Annotated in this window: 12 protein-coding genes, 1 tRNA gene and 1 riboswitch; of the genes, 7 read left to right on the top strand and 6 right to left on the bottom strand. The window is 73.5% G+C overall.

What is annotated here, in order from left to right; translation table 11 throughout:
- Positions 1 to 11: 11 nt before the first annotated feature.
- Positions 12 to 151, bottom strand: a riboswitch (cobalamin riboswitch).
- A gap of 217 nt (positions 152 to 368) precedes the next feature.
- Positions 369 to 445 (bottom strand) — tRNA-Trp (locus ACZ4TV_RS21455).
- Positions 446 to 657: 212 nt separating this feature from the next.
- On the opposite strand from ACZ4TV_RS21455, the gene ACZ4TV_RS21450 reads away from it, so the two are divergent.
- Both ACZ4TV_RS21450 and ACZ4TV_RS21445 read left to right on the top strand, forming a co-directional pair.
- On the top strand, positions 658 to 1,137 hold the full coding sequence (locus ACZ4TV_RS21450; protein WP_468136293.1) for a DUF4352 domain-containing protein: 480 nt from the start codon (positions 658 to 660) through the stop codon (positions 1,135 to 1,137).
- A 325-nt stretch (positions 1,138 to 1,462) separates the two neighbouring features.
- Complete coding sequence (locus tag ACZ4TV_RS21445; RefSeq protein ID WP_468136292.1) at positions 1,463 to 2,713, top strand: serpin family protein; 1,251 nt, start codon at positions 1,463 to 1,465, stop codon at positions 2,711 to 2,713.
- A 21-nt stretch (positions 2,714 to 2,734) separates the two neighbouring features.
- Here the strand turns inward: ACZ4TV_RS21445 and ACZ4TV_RS21440 are convergent, their stop codons facing one another.
- The gene (locus tag ACZ4TV_RS21440) at positions 2,735 to 3,721 is read right to left on the bottom strand and encodes a PfkB family carbohydrate kinase (protein WP_468136291.1); all 987 of its coding nucleotides are present in this window, start codon (positions 3,719 to 3,721) and stop codon (positions 2,735 to 2,737) included.
- 2 nt (positions 3,722 to 3,723) lie between these two features.
- Entirely contained in the window at positions 3,724 to 4,389 is a 666-nt protein-coding gene (locus ACZ4TV_RS21435; protein WP_468136290.1) for a bifunctional 4-hydroxy-2-oxoglutarate aldolase/2-dehydro-3-deoxy-phosphogluconate aldolase, read from the bottom strand.
- A gap of 88 nt (positions 4,390 to 4,477) precedes the next feature.
- Here ACZ4TV_RS21435 and ACZ4TV_RS21430 point away from each other — a divergent pair, with 88 nt between their 5' ends.
- The 3 genes from ACZ4TV_RS21430 to ACZ4TV_RS21420 all read left to right on the top strand — a co-directional run bounded on the left by ACZ4TV_RS21430 (position 4,478) and on the right by ACZ4TV_RS21420 (position 9,606).
- Positions 4,478 to 5,311, top strand: a complete 834-nt coding sequence (locus ACZ4TV_RS21430) for an IclR family transcriptional regulator (RefSeq protein WP_468136289.1) — start codon at positions 4,478 to 4,480, stop codon at positions 5,309 to 5,311.
- 217 nt (positions 5,312 to 5,528) lie between these two features.
- Entirely contained in the window at positions 5,529 to 7,166 is a 1,638-nt protein-coding gene (locus ACZ4TV_RS21425; RefSeq protein ID WP_468136288.1) for a sigma-70 family RNA polymerase sigma factor, read from the top strand.
- 571 nt (positions 7,167 to 7,737) lie between these two features.
- Positions 7,738 to 9,606, top strand: coding sequence for a peroxidase family protein (locus ACZ4TV_RS21420; protein ID WP_468136287.1), 1,869 nt, complete (start codon positions 7,738 to 7,740; stop codon positions 9,604 to 9,606).
- 108 nt (positions 9,607 to 9,714) lie between these two features.
- On the opposite strand, the gene ACZ4TV_RS21415 is transcribed toward ACZ4TV_RS21420, so the two are convergent.
- Positions 9,715 to 11,106 carry a glutamate decarboxylase gene (locus ACZ4TV_RS21415; protein WP_468136286.1) on the bottom strand — a complete coding sequence of 464 codons (1,392 nt, stop codon included), beginning with the start codon at positions 11,104 to 11,106 and terminating at the stop codon, positions 9,715 to 9,717.
- A 276-nt stretch (positions 11,107 to 11,382) separates the two neighbouring features.
- On the opposite strand from ACZ4TV_RS21415, the gene melC1 reads away from it, so the two are divergent.
- On the top strand, positions 11,383 to 11,772 hold the full coding sequence (gene melC1, locus ACZ4TV_RS21410) for an apotyrosinase chaperone MelC1 (RefSeq protein WP_468136285.1): 390 nt from the start codon (positions 11,383 to 11,385) through the stop codon (positions 11,770 to 11,772).
- On the top strand, positions 11,769 to 12,614 hold the full coding sequence (gene melC2 / locus ACZ4TV_RS21405; RefSeq protein ID WP_468136284.1) for a tyrosinase MelC2: 846 nt from the start codon (positions 11,769 to 11,771) through the stop codon (positions 12,612 to 12,614). The genes melC1 and melC2 overlap by 4 nt, the downstream gene beginning before the upstream one ends.
- Here the strand turns inward: melC2 and ACZ4TV_RS21400 are convergent.
- Both ACZ4TV_RS21400 and ACZ4TV_RS21395 read right to left on the bottom strand, forming a co-directional pair.
- Positions 12,572 to 13,273: a response regulator gene (locus ACZ4TV_RS21400; protein ID WP_468136283.1), complete on the bottom strand. Its 702-nt coding sequence runs from the start codon at positions 13,271 to 13,273 to the stop codon at positions 12,572 to 12,574. The genes melC2 and ACZ4TV_RS21400 overlap by 43 nt on opposite strands.
- A complete protein-coding gene (locus tag ACZ4TV_RS21395) occupies positions 13,270 to 14,898 on the bottom strand; it encodes a sensor histidine kinase (RefSeq protein WP_468136282.1) in 1,629 nt (542 codons plus the stop codon). The genes ACZ4TV_RS21400 and ACZ4TV_RS21395 overlap by 4 nt, the downstream gene beginning before the upstream one ends.
- Between the last annotated feature and the right edge of the window lie 6 nt (positions 14,899 to 14,904).

The following is a 14,904-nucleotide window of genomic DNA, read 5'->3' as shown; positions in this document are numbered from 1 at the left end:
TCGACGTGCGGAACGAGCGGAGGCGGCGCGTCAGTGTCTGACTCCCGGCCCTCCCGCACGGGGATGGCCGGTCACAGTGGCGGGACCGCACCGGAATCGCACCGGTTTCCTGTCCTGCACCGCCTGGGTAACGCGGCCAGTGTGCCAGAAAGCGCACGTCACCGGCCCGCGGGGGGCCCGAACACGCCATCGGGCCGGACCCTGGGGAGGATCCGGCAGATGACAGCCGACATCCGGAGCAACGGAACCGTCACGTCCGGCTCGTGGCCTACTCCCACGTGGAGTGCCCCGAACCGGCGACGCCACGCCACGCCCGTGCACACGGGCGGGACCTGACGTGGCGTTTGCGGCGAAGCCGCTGATGAACATGGCAGGGGCGGCAGGATTCGAACCTGCGGCCTTCGGTTTTGGAGACCGGCGCTCTGACCAGCTGAGCTACACCCCTTCGGCGAGACCAACCATGACACGGCTCGCTCCGGAGATCCACTGAATTCGGCGTGTGTCCGCCTCTTGAGATGCCTGCGGGGTCAGGGGGTGGCGGCGCGCGCGGACGCGGAGGATCGTGGAGAGGGTGGCGCGTGGACCGGGAGGTTCGTCATGTCCCGAAGCCGAGAACCAGGCCGTCCGGGACGCCGCTGCCGCCTCCGGGGCACTCTCGTGGCCATCGCGCTGCTCGCCCCCGCGCTGCTGGGCGCGGGTCCCGGGGGTCCCGGGGGTCCCGGGGGTCCCGGGGGTTCCGGGGAGACGATCGCGCTCGCCGGGAACGAGCCCGGCCAGCGGCTCGACGTCACGCTGACGCGGGTGGTCGACCCCGCGAGCCCCACCGGCCCGGAGCCCGAGGGCTCGGACCGGCTCGTCGCGGTGCGGTTCCACCTGGAGAACACCGGCACCGCCGTCTACAAGGATTCCCCCGCACCGGCCGCGCATCTGCTGGACACCACCGGGCAGCGGTTCGCCGGGCTCAACGTCCCCACGACGGCCGGGGCGGGCTTCCCCGAGACCGTCACCCTCGACCCGGGCGGCACGGCCGAGGGCTTCGTGACCTTCCGGCTCCCCCGGGACGCCGGCCTGGCCGCGGTCCAGTTCGCCCTCAACGGCGGTCTCGCCGACGACGTGGGCCAGTGGAGCCTGTCCTAGGCCGCTGCGTGGCGCGTCCGCGCCGTCGTGGCAGGCGCCACCTGGGCCGGCGACGTCCGCCCGCCCTACGCCGAGAACTCCAACTTCAACCGGCTGCGCGAGCTCAAGGCCAGGCACCCCGGCCTCAAGGTGCTGATCTCGCCGGGCGGTTGGAGCTGGTCCGCCGGGTACGAGGACTACAAGGCGCTGCAGAGACTGGCCGATTCCGGCACCTACCAGGTCCACCGGGGCCTGCGCGACCACCGGCCGGGGGCCCCGCCCGCGGGCCCCCCGGCCGGGGCCATCCGCTCCGGTCCGGCCGCGCCCCTCCACGTACGCTCCCCGCATGAGGAACTCGACGGTGCGGGCGGTCAACCGCCTCACGGCGCGCTGGGCCGCGCCCGCCACGGCCGGGGACGCGGGCACGGTCTTCACCGCGGCCGGGGTCTGGCCGCTGCTCGCCCTCCTCGCGGACGGCTCGGACGGCCCGGCCCGCGCCGAACTGGCGCAGGCGCTGGGCATACCCGCCGAGGCCGCAGCCGAGGCGGCACGGGAGCTGCTGGTCGCGCTGGCCGGCGTACGCGGTCTCCAGGCGGTGACCGGGGTGTGGTCGAAAGCCGGACTCCCGCTGAAGCGGAGCTGGTCGGCGCGGCTTCCGCCGGGCGCCCTGGCGACGCTGACGGGGAATCCGGACGAGGACGGCAAGGCCCTGGACGCGTGGGCCTCGTACCGGACGGGCGGCCTGATCGAGCGCATGCCGGTATCGCTGCGGGCGGACACCCGGCTCGTCCTGGCCTCCGCGCTCGCGCTGCGCCTGAACTGGGCGCAACCGTTCCGGGAGTTTCCCGGCCAGGCGCAGGAGGGCCCGTGGTCGGGGCGCACCCTGCGGCGGCTGCACCGCACCACCTCCTCCCTGGACGGTGTCCGGGTGGCCGAGGGCCCCGCCGGGCCCGTCACGATCGTGGACGTGGCCGGCGACGAAGACACGGACCTGGACGTACAGCTGCTGCTCGGCGAGCCGACGGCCGAACCCGGCCAGGTGCTGGAGACCGGCATCGCGGCCCTGGCCGGTACCGTCCGGTCCGTGCGCGGCAGCGCCCTGCCGGACGGCGATCCGGGGCCCGGGCTGGCGATCCGTACGGTGGACGCGGCCGGCCCGCAGCCGCTGCTGTCCCTCGCCGCCGTGGCCTTCTCGCTGCGCGCCGAGCACGATCTGCTGGACGACGCCCCGCTGTTCGGGCTGTCGACCGCGACGGACAGCGGCTTCGGGCACTTCCCCGGCATCAGCCCCGAGCCACTGGCGATCGGCTCCGCGCGGCAGTCGGCCATGGCCAGGTTCCATGCCGCGGGATTCGAGGCGGCGGCCGTCACCGCCATCGCGGCGAGGCCCGGCAGCGGCCCGCCGCGGGCGGCCCACCGGGCCCGCCGGGCCGAGGTCCGCCTCGACCGGCCGTTCGGCTTCCTGGCCGTCCACCGGACCTCCCGGCTGGTCCTCGCCGCGGGCTGGGTCACCGAGCCCGATGAGGTCGCAGGACAGCCTCGGCCACGGTCCCCGCGGCCGCCGCGGGCACCCGGCGCCCCCTTGAACTCGGGGTGAAACCCAGCGGCACGGCCGCGCCTACGTCTCCTCCCGGCGGGCGGCGGCGGCCAGTGCCGCGGTCTCCGTGAAGGCGGGGACGCGCCCGGTGCCGCCGCGTCCGGAGACCGAGAGGGATGCGGCGGCCATCCCGTACGCCACCGCGTCCGCGAGGGTGTCCCCGAGGACGAGCCGGGCGGTGGTGGTGCCGGTGAAGCAGTCGCCCGCGCCCGTCGCGTCCACCGGCGCCGGGTTCACGGGCACGGGATGGTACGCCGCCCGCGTGCCGTCGTCCAGCAGCAGCCGGCCGGCGCCCGCGGTGACCGCGACCGTACGGGCGCCGAGCGCGCGGTAGCGGGCGGCGGCGGTGCGCGGGTCGGCGGTGTCCACGAGGGCCCGGGCGTCGGCCGGGCAGGAGGTCTTGAGCAGCCCGGTCAGCGGGGCGATCCGGGACAGCAGCTCGCGGGCCTCGTCGCGGCCGGTCAGGCGGGAGCGGAAGTTCGGGTCGTACGACAGGTGGCCGCCGGCCCCGTTCACGAGGTGCGCGGCGGCCACTACGGCCTCCCGGCTGCTCCGCGACAGGGCGCCGGTGATGCCGCTGGTGATGAGCCCTCCGCAGCGGGTCAGCAGCTTCCGCCAGGACTCGACGTGCCGGGGAGCGAGGGTGGAACCGGCGCTGCGGGTGCGCCAGTAGACGAACGCGCGGTCGCCCTCGGTGTCGGCGCAGAGCAGGTAGGCGCCGTTGGGGTGCGGGGCGCGGCGTACGTGGGAGACGTCCACGCCGAGCTCGGCGGCCCGCCGCAGCAGCGGAACGCTGAGCTCGTCCTCCCCGACGACCGCGAGCAGGGCGGTCCGGGCCCCGGCCGCGGCGGCGGCCGCTGCCGCGTTGAGGGCGTCTCCCGAGTAGGAGATACGGGCCGGGGTGCCGTCGGCGGCTTCGCGCAGGGGGGTGCCCGCGTGGATCTCGACCAGGACCTCGCCGAGCACGAGGACGTCGTAGGCGGTGGCGGCTCGTCCGGACCCGGGCACGGTCAGCGCTCCGCTCCGGCGGAGCGGCGCGCGCAACACCGTCGGGCCGATTCGGCGAATACGGCGGCCAGTTCCACCGGGTCGGTGGGCAGGCCGGCGCCGATGCCCACGGCCGTCGCGCCCGCGGCGAGCCAGTCGGGGACCTCGGCGGGCCGGATCCCGCCGGTCGGGATGATCACCGCCCCGGGCAGGACGGCCATGAGCGAGCGGACGAAGCCGGGGCCGCCGACGTGGGCCGGGAAGACCTTGGCGGCTCCGCCGGCCCGGACGGCGGAGGCGATCTCGCCCGGGGTGAACCCGCCCTCGATGAAGACGGCGGCGCGACGCTCGGCGACCTCGCGGACCTCGGGCGCCGGGTACGGGGAGATCAGGAAGGCGGCGCCCGCGTCCAGGGCGGTCTCCGCCTGCGCGGTGGTGGTGACCGTGCCGACGCCGATGAGGGCGGGGCGGCCGTGCGCGTCATGGAGCGTGGCGGTGCGGGTGACCGCCTCGGCCCAGCCGGGGGTGGAGGTGGTCAGCTCGACCGCGCGGCAGCCGGCGTCGAGCAGGACGGTGGCGCGGGAGACGGCCTCGTCGGCGTCGGCGTGGCGCAGCACCGGCAGCAGTCGCTGGGCGGCCAGCACCGCGTACGGGTGGCAGGGCGGAGGGCTGGACGGGCGACTGGACAAGAGAGCCTCCCACTTGTTCCACATAGTGGAACGCCGTATCGTGTAACGGAACCATGTGGTCTGGACCTTACGCACGCCAGGAGTTCTCGTGTCAACGGATGCGGACGAAACCCGCGAAGGCATGCGCGCGGGGCCGGCCTCCGCGGGGCCGGCCTCCGCGGGGCGGACCCCCGCGGGGCGGACCTCCGCAGCCGGTTCCGCGCTGGAGAAGTCCCTGCGCATCCTCGAGGCGGTGGCGGCGCCCGGCGGACCGCACCGGCTGACCGATGTGGCGACGGCGGCCGCCGTGCCCAAGTCGAGCACCTTCCGCATCCTGGCCTCGCTGATCGACCAGGGCTTCGTACGCCAGGAGGCCGAGAGCCGCTACGGGGTGGGGCCGCGGCTGCGCGGGCTGTCCGCCCTGGTCGACGGCGGGGAGCCGCCGAGCATCGGGCGCATCCTCGGCGAACTCCAGCGGACGACCGGCCAGACGGTCCATCTGGCCCTGCACAGCGGGCAGACCATCACCTACATCCGCAAGCTGGAGGGCGACCAGCCCTTCCGGACGGCTTCCCGTACCGGGATGCGCATGCCGCTGCACACGACCGCGATCGGCAAGAGCATCCTGGCCCACCTGCCCGCCGAGGAGGTACGGGACCTGATCGCCGCCACCGGGCTGCCGCGCCGGACACCGAACACGCTCACCCACCCCCAGGCCCTGTACGCCCAGCTGGCGGAGGTCCGCGCCCGGGGCTACGCCCTGGACGACGAGGAGAACGAGCCGACCATTCGCTGCGTCGGCGCCGCGGTCCTCGGCCCGGCGGGCCGCCCGGTCGGCGGGGTCAGCGTCACCACCGTCACCTTCCTGGTCTCCCGCGAGGAGATCGAGGCGTACGCGCCCGCCCTGCGCGCGGCCACGCAGGCCCTGGCTCCGCTGCTGTGACGAAGAGAGCCCTCGCCTACCCCCGGGGGCTGCCGGGTGACTTCGCTCATGGGAGAGTCGAGCCGGCAGAGGCGGGTGGTGGGTACGCTGCCGTCCGCTCCGGAAGCCGGGGACCCGGCTTCCGGAAAACCTTCCGGATAAGTGTTATCGAGGCCCCCATCGACGGTCTCCCAGGTATCGGGCATCATCGACCGCCGGTACGGACAGGGAACATCACATGAGTACTCAGCACACGGCAGCGCTGGTGGCAGCGGCCCGCGCGGGCGATCCCCGCGCGCAGGACGAGCTCGTCGCCGCCCACCTCCCGCTCGTCTACAACATCGTCGGGCGGGCCCTCAACGGGTCCTGCGACGTGGACGACGTGGTGCAGGACACGATGCTGCGGGCACTCGACGGGCTGGGCGCGCTGCGCGCGGACGAGAGCTTCCGGTCGTGGCTGGTGGCGATCGCGATGAACCGGGTACGGGCGCACTGGCAGGCCCGTCGCAGCGGCTTCGGCGAGAGCACGCTGGAGGCGGCGCAGGACGTCGCCGACCCGGGGGCCGACTTCGTCGACCTGACCGTCGTGCGCCTCAACCTCGCGGGCCAGCGGCGCGAGACGGCCCGGGCCACCCGCTGGCTGGAGCCCGAGGACCGGGCGTTGCTGTCGCTGTGGTGGCTGGAGTGCGCCGGGGAACTGACCCGGGCGGAGGTGGCCGCAGCGCTGGAGCTGTCCCCGCAGCACACGGCGGTCCGGGTGCAGCGGATGAAGGCTCAGCTGGAGTCGGCGCGGGTGGTGGAGCGGGCCCTGGACGCCCACGCCCATCCGGCCTGCGAGGAGCTGCGGACCGTGCTGGCGGGCTGGGACGGGCGGCCCTCCGCGCTGTGGCGCAAGCGAATAGCCCGGCACGCGCGTGAATGCGTACGGTGCTGCGGGCTGTGGAGCGGACTGGTTCCGGCGGAGGGATTGCTGGCCGGTCTGGCCCTCGTACCCGTCTCGGCGGCCCTGCTGGCCGGGATACGGACGGCCGGGGCGGCCGACTTCGCTCCCGCGGGCGCGGCCTTCGCCGACGGCACCGAGGGGAGCTTCGCCGACGCGGCGACCCAGCTCACCCCGGTCGGCGGTACGGGCGGTGGCCGCGGCGCGCTGCGCCGGCGCCGGCGCCGGCGCACCCGCCGCCGGGTGGTCGGCGGCGCGGTGATCGCCGCCTGCGTCGCGGGCGGCGGCCTGGTGTACGTCGGGGGGCTGCACGGGTCCGGTACGCCGAAGGACGGCGGCGCGACGCCGGCCACCCCGCTGGCCGCGCTCTCGGCGACGGAGTCCGCCGGGCTCCCCTCGCAGCCGGCCTCGCCCTCGCCCTCCGCGTCGCCCTCGCCATCGCCCTCCCCGTCGGCCTCCGCCTCGCCGAGCCCGTCCGCGAGCCCGAGTCCGGCGCAGTCCCGCAACGCCTCCCCGAGTCCGCGTCCCTCGTCGCCCAAGCCGGCGCCCGCCCCGCCGGGGATGGCCGGCCAGGTCGTGGCCCTGGTCAACAGCGAGCGGTCGGCCGCCGGCTGCGGCCCCCTCAAGGAGGACCCGCAGCTGCGTGCGGCCGCTCAGGGGCACTCCGAGGACATGGCGGCCCGGGACTTCTTCTCACACACCAACCCCGACGGCGCGGACCCGGGGCAGCGGACGACCGCGGCCGGGTACCGCTGGTCGACGTACGGGGAGAACATCGCGAAGGGCCAGCAGACGGCGCAGTCGGTCATGGACTCCTGGATGAAGAGCCCGGGCCATCGCGCGAACATCCTCAACTGCTCCTTCAAGGACATCGGCGTGGGCATCCACCAGGGCTCGGGCGGCCCCTGGTGGACGCAGAACTTCGGCGCCCGGTAGCCGGCCGGCGGTCTGCTGACCGTACGCGCGGGCGGCACGCAGGTATTCCTGGTGGAGGGCCGCGATGCGCCGGGTGCAGGCCGCCAGGGCGTGGGCGTCACCGCTGTGGTCGGTAGGAACGCCCGCGCCGATTCCAGGCCGGTGGCCAGGGCCATGATGATCCCCCGGGCAGCCAGCGGGTCGGTCGCACTGGCGGCGTCGCCGACCGCCGCCCAGCCCCGGCCGGCCGCTGGACGGGTGTGGCGGTCGACCGTCGCGACGGGGGCGAGGTGTCGCGGGTGAAGGACACCTCCGGCGGCGTGGGCGGGCCGCCCGACGTGCGGGCTTTGCGGCTGTGCGGCCGGCTTCCATCCCAGTGCTGGGAGGCCCCCCGGGCATCCTTTTCGAGGCTGGCACACGGGCTGGGAGATCGCCATCGGGGCCGGGCCCCCGGCCGGCTGGGCGCGCGCATCGACCGCACGTGCAATAGCGTCAGTACCGGTGGTCCAGTCCCGGGAGGACGAGGACCGGACCCGGCCGGCAGCGATCTGAGCGCTGCGATGTCGAACCAGACGCCGGAAGGCATTCCACGATGCGTAGAGCTCCCGACGGCTCCGCGGACCGCAAGACGCCGCAGGACGCCGCTGACACCAGCACCACCTCACCGTTCGTGCAGCTGCACAACAAGCTGTCGCTGGCCGTGGACCGCAGGATCGGCTGGCAGAACCTGCCGACACCGCTCGGCCTGCTGGCCCTCATCGGCCTCCGCAACAACCTGCGCCGCAAGAACCTCTTCGACACCACCGGCTACCCGGCGCGGGACCTGCCGCCCATCGACCCGCCGGACCCGCGGCATCGCACCGAGCGTACGGCCGACGGGACGTACAACGACCTGGCCAACCCGCGCATGGGCATGGCCGGTTCACGCTTCGGCCGCAACGTCCCGCGGGAGCGGAACTTCCCCGAGCCCGAGCCCCAGATCCTGTCCCCGAACCCTCGTGAGGTGAGTCGGGCCCTCCTCACGCGGGAGGAGTTCATCCCCGCCGAATCCGTGAACGCCCTGGTGGCCGCATGGCTGCAATTCATGATCCGGGACTGGGTCAGCCACGGTGCGGGCAGCGCGGACCGCGCCTGGCAGATCGAGCTGCTCGACGACGACCCGTGGCCGGCCCGGCCGATGCTCGTGCCGCGCAGCGTCCCCGACCCGACCCGTCCCGACGGCGCCGACGGCGCCGACGGCCTTCCGCCGACGTACATCAACGAGAAGTCGCACTGGTGGGACGCCTCCCAGCTCTACGGTGACGACCTGGCGGCCCAGCGGGAGCTGCGCACGGGCGAAGCCGGCAAACTCAAGGTCCCCCGAAACGGTGCGGTGTTCTCCGGCGACCCCGAACGGGATCCGGCGAAGGTCCCCGGGTTCTGGGTGGGCCTCGCCATGATGCACACGCTGTTCGTCCTGGAACACAACGCGATCTGCGACAGGCTGCGCGACGAGTACCCCGGATGGTCGGACGAGGAGCTCTTCCAGCGGTCGCGGCTGATCAACGCGGCGCTCATCGCCAAGATCCACACCATCGAGTGGACCCCCGCCGTCATCAGCCACCCGACGACCGCCACCGGCATGCGCGCCAATTGGTACGGGCTGCTGGGCGAGCGGGTGCACCGACTGCTCGGCCGAGTCAGCGAGAGCGAGGTGCTCAGCGGCATCGCGGGCGGGCGCACCAACCATTTCGGCGTCCCGTACGCCCTCACCGAGGAGTTCGTGGCCGTCTACCGGATGCACCCCCTGGTCCCTGACGACTGGAGCTTGCGCTCGGTCGCGGACGACTCCCTGCTGCAGCAGGCGGGCTTCGAGGAGCTGGCGGGCCCGCACGCCTACGAGATCCTCGGCAAGCACACCCTGCCCGATCTCTTCTACTCCTTCGGCACCTCGCACCCGGGCCTGGTCACCCTGCACAACTTCCCCAAGTTCCTCCAGGAGTTCCGGCGTCCGGACGGCAACCTCATGGATCTGGCGGCCGTCGACGTCCTGCGGATCCGGGAGCTCGGCGTACCGCGGTACAACGAGTTCAGGCGTCAGCTCCACCTCGCCCCGGCGAAGGACTTCCACTCGATCACGGACGATCCGGTCTGGGCCGAGGAACTGCGCCAGGTGTACGAGGACGACATCGAACGCGTCGACCTCATGGTGGGGCTCTTCGCCGAGCCCCGGCCGAAAGGCTTCGCCTTCAGCGACACGGCCTTCCGGATCTTCATCCTCATGGCATCCCGCCGGCTCAACAGCGACCGGTTCCTGACCAGGGACTACACGCCCCAGGTGTACACGCAGGCCGGTCTCGACTGGATCGAGGACAACAGCATGGCCAGCGTGCTGCTGCGCCACTTCCCGGAGCTGCGTCCGTCCATGAAGTCGGTGGACAACGCGTTCGCCCCCTGGAAGACGACCGGCCCCTCGCGCTGACCCCGCAGGCGGCCTCCGTCAGGTCGGCCCGACCTCGCGGTCGTCAGTGGCGGTCGTCAGTGGCGGTCGTCAGTGGCGGTCGTCAGTGGCGGTCGTCAGTGGCGGTCGTCAGTGGTGGAAGCCGGACCGGGGCGCGGTGGCCGCTGCGGGTGGGGGCGTGGCCGTGAGGTGGTCCACGGCCCGGCGCAGGTCGGCGACGAGCAGGGCGGCCTGGTCGCGGGTCACGCCGTGCCGGACGAGGACGCGCTGGATGACGGTGTCCTCGCGGTCGGCGGGCAGCGGGTACGAGGGCACCTGCCAGCCGCGCATGCGCAGCCGGTCGGAGAGGTCGTAGAGGGTGAAGCCGGCCGCGGCAGGGTCGGTGAGCTGGTAGGAGACGGCGGGGAGGGCACCCTGGCCGTCGTAGAGGAGGGTGAAGGGGCCCATCTGGTCGATCTGGCGGGCGAGGTACTGGGCGGTGTCGGCGCAAGCCTGCTGGACGCGCCGGTAGCCGCCCCGGCCCAGGCGCAGGAAGAGGTAGTACTGGGCGATGACCTCGCCGCCGGGGCGGGAGAAGTTGAGGGCGAAGGTGGGCATGTCGCCGCCCAGGTAGTCCACGTCGAAGACGAGGTCCGCCGGCAGCAGGTCGGCGGTGCGCCAGACGATCCAGCCGACGCCCAGGGGCGCGAGTCCGTACTTGTGGCCGGAGGTGTTGACGGAGGCGACGCGCGGCAGCCGGAAGTCCCACACCACGTCGGGGTGGAGGAAGGGCGCGACGAACCCGCCGCTCGCGGCGTCCACGTGGAGGGGGACGTCAAGGCCCCGCTCGGCCTGGATCCGGTCGAGTTCGGCGGCGAGCTCCGCGACGGGCTCGTAGTCGCAGGTGTAGGTGACGCCGAGGATGGCGACGACTCCGATGGTGTTCTCGTCGACGTGCGCGGCGAGCTGATGGGGCCGCAGGCCGGTGGCGTCGGCCTCCAGGGGGATCTGGCGCAGTTCGACGTCGAAGTAGCGGGCGAACTTCTCCCAGCAGATCTGGACCGGGCCGCAGACCAGGTTGGGGCGGTCCACGGGGAGGCCCGCGGCGCGGCGGCGCTCGCGCCAGCGCCATTTGAGGGCGAGGCCGCCGAGCATGGCGGCCTCGCTGGATCCGGTGGTGGAGCAGCCGGTCGCGCGGGTGCCGGAGGGGGCGTTCCACAGGTCGGCCAGGATGTTGACGCAGCGGGACTCGATCTCCGCGGTCTGCGGGTACTCGTCCTTGTCGATCATGTTCTTGTCGAGGCAGGCGTTCATCAGACGGTGCACGCCCTCGTCCGACCACGTGGTGCAGAAGGTGGCCAGGTTCTGGGCGGCGTTGCCGTCGAGGAGCAGCTCGTTGCGGAGCAGCTCGTAGACGACCTCGGTGGGCGAATGGTCCTCCGGAATCCGGTACTTGGGGAGGATCCGGCCGCTCAGCGCGGACGCGAACACGTCCGTCTCGGCGTCGTCGGCGCGTGCGTCCTTCGTCTCATGAAGAGCCATATCGGGACTATAGGTGACAAACCTCCTCTATCGACCATGATCCGGGCGCGGTTCACGCCGCGCCTTCCGGCCGACTCTTGGGTGTGACCCCGTCCATACGAGCCCCCGCGCTCCGGAGAAATTACCGTCCAGTAGACTCAATCCCGCAGATCTTCCCGTTCGGGCCCCTGGAGCCGGTCCGGACGGGAAGATCATCCAATTCGTTCTATCGGCAACTTATCCGCTGATGTCCGGATACAGGCCAACCGTCTCCCCCGCCCTGATACCTCTCGGGCCATGAACAAGCTCACCCGCCGTCAGGCTTTGGGTACAACTGCCGGTGCACTCACCGTCCTTGGCTTCACCGCTGCCGCCACGAGCGTCGCCACGAGCGCCGCCGCGACCCCCTCCGCGTCCACACCCCCGGGCACGGTCGACGAGGTCTACAAGGGCCGCCGCATCCAGATCACCCCGGGCGCGGGCGGCCACCACGGCGGCCACCACTCCCCCGGCCAGCCCACCGTCCGGATAGACGGCCGCGAACTGCACGTCATGCGCAACGCCGACGGCAGCTGGATCAGCGTGATCAACCACTACGAGACCTTCTCCGACCCCACCCTGCTCGCCCGCGCCGCCGTCCGCGATCTCCAGGGCGCCGCCCTCGTCCCCTTCGGAGGTGCGGCATGACCGTCCGCAAGAACCAGGCCACGCTGACCCCCGAGGAGAAGCGCGCCTTCACCTCGGCCCTGCTGGAGCTCAAGCGCACCGGCACCTACGACCGCTTCGTCACCACCCACAACGGCTTCATCATGAGCGACACCGACTCCGGCGACCGGGTCGGCCACCGCTCCCCCTCCTTCCTGCCCTGGCACCGGCGCTTCCTGCTGGAGTTCGAGGCGGCGCTGCAGAAAGTGGACGCGAGCGTCTCGATCCCCTACTGGGACTGGACCGTCGACCGCACCGCCCGCTCCTCCCTCTGGGCCCCCGACTTCCTCGGCGGCACCGGGCGGGCCCGTGACGGACAGGTCCTCGACGGCCCGTTCGCGTACGCGACGGGCAAGTGGAACATAGACGTACGGGTGGACGGGCGCGAGTACCTGCGGCGCGCGCTCGGCACGGCCGTCGCCCAGCTGCCGACCAAGGCCGAGGTGGACTCCGTGCTCGCCATGCCGGTCTACGACACGGCCCCCTGGAACAGCTCCTCCAACGGTTTCCGCAACCACCTGGAGGGCTGGCGCGGAGCCAACCTGCACAACCGGGTGCACGTCTGGGTCGGCGGGCAGATGGCCACCGGCGTCTCCCCCAACGACCCGGTGTTCTGGATGCACCACGCCTTCATCGACAAGCTGTGGGCCGACTGGCAGGCCCGCCACCCGCAGTCCGCCTACCTGCCGGCAGCGGGCACCCCGAACGTCGTGGACCTGGGCGACACCATGCGCCCGTGGAACGACGTGACCCCGGCGGACATGCTGGACCACCGGAAGTTCTACACCTTCGACACCGAACCGGCCGCCGCCAGCCAGCGGTAGTGCAGTTCGGGCCGGCCGACCTGGCCGTACCGGGGGGTGCGGTCCGCGCGGCCGGTGTCCACCAGGTGCTCCAGGTAGCGGCGTGCGGTGATCCGGGAGATCCCGGCCGCCTCCGCCGCCCCCGCCGCGGTCAGGCCCTCGGGCGCCGCCCGCAGCAGGGCGGCGACCCGGTCCAGCGTCGGCGCGCTCAGCCCCTTGGGGAGCTCGGCCGGGCGGGGGGCGCGCAGGGCGGCCATCGCCCGGTCCACATCGTCCTGCCCGGCCGCCTCGCCCGCGGTCGCGCGGAACTCGGCGTAGCGCAGGAGCCGTTCGCGCAGGGTCGGGAAGGCGAAGGGCTTCAGGACGTACTGGACGACGCCGAGGGAGACGCTCTCGCGGACCACGGCCAGGTCCCGCGCGGAGGTCACCACGATCACGTCGACGGGGTGCCCGGCGGCGCGCAGCCCGCGCGCGAAGCGCAGTCCGTGCCCGTCGGGCAGGCCGAGGTCGAGCAGCAGCAGGTCGACCCGGATCCGCTCCAGGACCCGGGTGGCCTCGGCGAGCGAGTGGACGGCGCCGACGGCCGTGAAGCCGGGTACCCGGCCCACGTAGAGCGCGTGCGCGTCGGCGGCGACCGGGTCGTCCTCGACCACCAGAACGCGCACGTCGCCCGCGCTCACCGCCGGCTCCCCGCGGCCGGCTCCTGGTCCGCGCCCGGCGGGGGCGCGATCGGCAGCCGGACCGTGAACTCCGCCCCACCGCCCGGGCCTTGGGTGGCGACCACCGTGCCGCCGTAGCGCTGCGCCACCTGCCGGACCAGTGCGAGGCCTATCCCGCGGCCCTCCCCCTTGCCGGACCAACCCCGGCGGAAGACGTCCACGCCCTCGGGCAGTCCGGGCCCGTTGTCCGCGACCCGCAGCAGCAGCTCGTCCCGTTCGGGCCGCAGCGTCACCGCGATCCGCGCCCCCGGTACGGCGGTGACCGCGTCGACCGCGTTGTCGATGAGATTGCCCAGCACGGTGACCAGGTCACGGGCCGGTGGCAGCCCGCCCCCTTCGGCGAGGCTGCGGCTGTCCGCGGTGACCACCAGCTCGACGCCCCGTTCGTGCGCCTGGGCGGCCTTGCCCAGCAGCAGCGCCACCAGCACCGGCTCCCCCACGGCGGTGACCACCTCGTCGGTGAGGGCCTGCGCCAGTTCCAGCTCGGCGGTGGCGAACTCCACCGCCTCCTCCGCACGGCCGAGTTCGATCAGGGAGACCACGGTGTGCAGCCGGTTGGCCGCCTCATGGGCCTGGGAGCGAAGGGCCTGCGTGAAACCCCGTTCGTGATCCAGCTCGCCGGTCAGCGCCTGCAGTTCCGTGTGGTCGCGCAAGGTGACCACGGTGCCCCGGCGGCCTCCGCCCGCGACCGGCGAGCTGTTGACGACCAGCACCCGGTCCACGGTCAGGTGCACCTCGTCCACCCGGGGCCGGTCGGCGAGCAGGGCGCCGGTGAGGGGGGCCGGCAGACCGAGCTCGGCGACCCCGGTGCCGGTGATCTCGCCCGGCAGGCCCAGCAGCTCCCGCCCGGCGTCGTTGATCAGCGTGATCCTGCGCTGCCCGTCGAGCATGAGCAGCCCCTCGCGGACACCGTGCAGGGCCGCCTGGTGGTAGTCGTACATCCGGCTGAGTTCGGCCGCGTTCATGCCATGAGTGTGACGGCGCAGCCTCGCGTTGACGACGTACGTGCCGATTCCGCCGAGGGCGAGTGCGCCTCCCGCGACCCAGGCGAGGGCGGAGAGCTGCGCGCCGAGCCGGTCGCTGATCGCGCGGACGGTGATCCCCGCGCTGACGAGGCCGACGATCCGGCCGTCGTCCTCCAGCGGGGTGACCACGCGGATGGAAGGGCCGAGGGTGCCGGTGTACGTCTCGCTGAAGGTCTCGCCGCGCAGTGCGGGGGCGGTGTTGCCCATGAAGGGCTCGCCGATCCGGCGCGGGTCGGGGTGGGTCCAGCGCTTCCCGTCGGGGGCCATGATCGTCACGAAGTCCACGCCCGAGTCCTCGCGGACCTTCTGCGCGTAGGGCTGGAGCTCCACCGAGGGGTCCCTCCCGCGCGCCACTCCCCGTACGGCCTCCCGCACGGAGGGCGAGTCGGCGACCGCGTGGGCCACGGCCCCGGCCTGGCGCCGGGCGGCCTCCTCGGCCTGGCCGCGAGCGGTCGCGTACGCGAAGACCGCGCAGCCGGCGACGACCACGGCGACCAGCAGCACCTGCATGGCGAACAGCTGGCCGGCGAGGCTGCGCGGCGGTCGGGGGAAGCGGAGCATGGCGTT

The organism is Streptomyces sp. NPDC028910 (assembly GCF_055564955.1).
Note: the sequence above shows the minus strand (reverse complement) of the source record. Positions and strands in the feature narration are given on the sequence as shown.